Annotated in this window: 1 protein-coding gene; it reads left to right on the top strand. The window is 58.0% G+C overall.

What is annotated here, in order from left to right; translation table 11 throughout:
• A partial coding sequence (locus BP822_RS03095) for a Tex family protein (RefSeq protein ID WP_286877719.1) occupies positions 1-1,959 on the top strand: 1,959 nt, incomplete at its 5' end.
• Positions 1,960-2,075: the final 116 nt, after the last annotated feature.

Genomic DNA, 2,075 nt, shown 5'->3' on the forward strand with positions numbered 1-2,075 from the left:
TCCAGACTGATGGATGAAAGGAGAATAGCAATCATTCGCTCTTTGGCCAGACAGAATCAGCTGACCGCCGAGATCGAGGAGAAGCTATCGAAGGCTGTAAGCTTGGCGGAGCTGGAGGACATCTATCTTCCCTTCCGGCCCAAGAGACGAACCCGGGCTATGGTGGCCAAAGAGCGCGGCCTGGAGACCCTGGCCCGGATCATCCTCGCTCAGGATGAGAGAGAACGCGATCCTGAAGAGGAGGCTGCCCTCTATATCGATCCCGAAAAGGGCGTATCATCGGTCTATGAGGCTATCCAGGGGGCTATGGACATAATAGCCGAATGTATCAGCGAGGATATTAGGGCCCGATCTGAATTGAGATCCCTCTTCTGGTCCGCGGGCGTCCTCGAGAGCCGGGCGAAGGCCGGGAATGCTCATCCGGAGGAGGGCAAGTTCAGGGACTATCTGGAGCTTTCCGAGCCCATTGCCCGCATGAGTTCCCACCGTCTGCTGGCCGCCCTCCGAGGGGCCAAGAGGGGGGTGTTCAGCTTGCGCCTGGCGGTGAACGAAGATGACGCCCTGGCGGTCTTGGAGGAGATATTCATTAAGGGGGACGGCCCGGCATCCGGCATGGTCATGGCTGCCGCCCAGGACTCTTTTCGCAGGCTTCTTGCCCCGTCCCTTGAGACGGAGACGATATCTATAGCCCGTCAGCGGGCGGAGGAGAAGGCGATAGAGATCTTTGCCGATAACCTCCGCCAGCTTCTCTTAGAGCCACCCCTGGGCAGAAGATGCGTCCTGGCGGTAGATCCGGGTTTTCGCACCGGCTGCAAGCTGGTGGTTCTCGACCCACTGGGCCGGCTGATCAAGAGCGATGTGATATACCCTCATGAGCCTCATAATAAGACCCGAGAGGCGGGATCAAAGGTGGCCAGGATCTGCCAGGAAAATGATGTGGAGGTGATCGCAGTGGGCAATGGCACTGCTGGTAGGGAGACGGAATCATTTCTGCGCAGGCTCAATCTGCCTCGAAGCATATCGATAGTTCCTGTCAATGAGTCGGGAGCCTCAGTCTATTCCACCTCTGCAAGAGCGCGGAGCGAGTTTCCAGATCAGGATGCCACGGTGCGTGGTGCTGTCTCCATAGGCAGGCGACTGCAGGATCCTCTGGCAGAGCTGGTCAAGATCGAGCCCCAGGCTATTGGTGTCGGCCAGTACCAGCATGACGTGGACCCATCAAGCCTTGGCCGCTCTTTAGACGATGTGGTTGCGGCCTGCGTGAATCAGGTGGGCGTGGATGTCAATGCCGCGAGCATTGAGCTTTTGGCCCGGGTCTCCGGCCTGGGGCCGAAGCTGGCAGAGGCAGTGGTGAGATACAGAAATGAGCACGGACCATTCCGCTCCCGCCGGGATCTGCTGGCTGTCCCCCGCCTGGGGCCGAAGGCCTTCGAGCAGGCGGCGGGATTTCTGCGCATTCACGATGGGGACAATCCGCTGGATCGCACGGCCGTGCATCCCGAGAGATATCCGATTGTGGAGAGAATGGCAAAGGATCTCGGGGTCTCTATCAGCGAGCTGGTGGAGAACGAGAGGCTTTTGTCGGGACTGAGTCTGGAGGACTACATGAACCAGGAGGAGGGCGTCGGCCTCTGCACCCTTCAGGACATATTAAATGAGCTCTTCCGGCCGGGGAGAGATCCGCGCCGGGAGTACGAGGCCTTCAGCTTTGCCCCGGGCATAAACGAGATCGGCGACCTGCTGGTGGGAATGAGCGTTCCCGGCATTGTGACCAATGTCACATCCTTTGGAGCTTTCGTGGATGTGGGTGTGCATCAGGATGGCCTGGTGCACAAAAGCGAGCTTGCCAAAAGTTATGTCCCGGTGCCGGGGGACGTGGTGAGGGTTCGGCAGAAGGTCATGGTGAAGGTACTGGATGTGGACCTGGAGAGAAAGAGGATATCCCTTTCCATGAAATGATAAATCTGGCAAAAAGGAAGAGGCTCCTCGTTATTTGCATGGGTGAACTGAATCGCAAATTCTCTGCGTCTCCATGCCTATGTGGTGAACCGCTATGCTCTGACCCAACCACAAAG

Source organism: Methanosaeta sp. UBA458 (genome assembly GCF_002496085.1).
GTDB lineage: Archaea > Halobacteriota > Methanosarcinia > Methanotrichales > Methanotrichaceae > Methanothrix > Methanothrix soehngenii.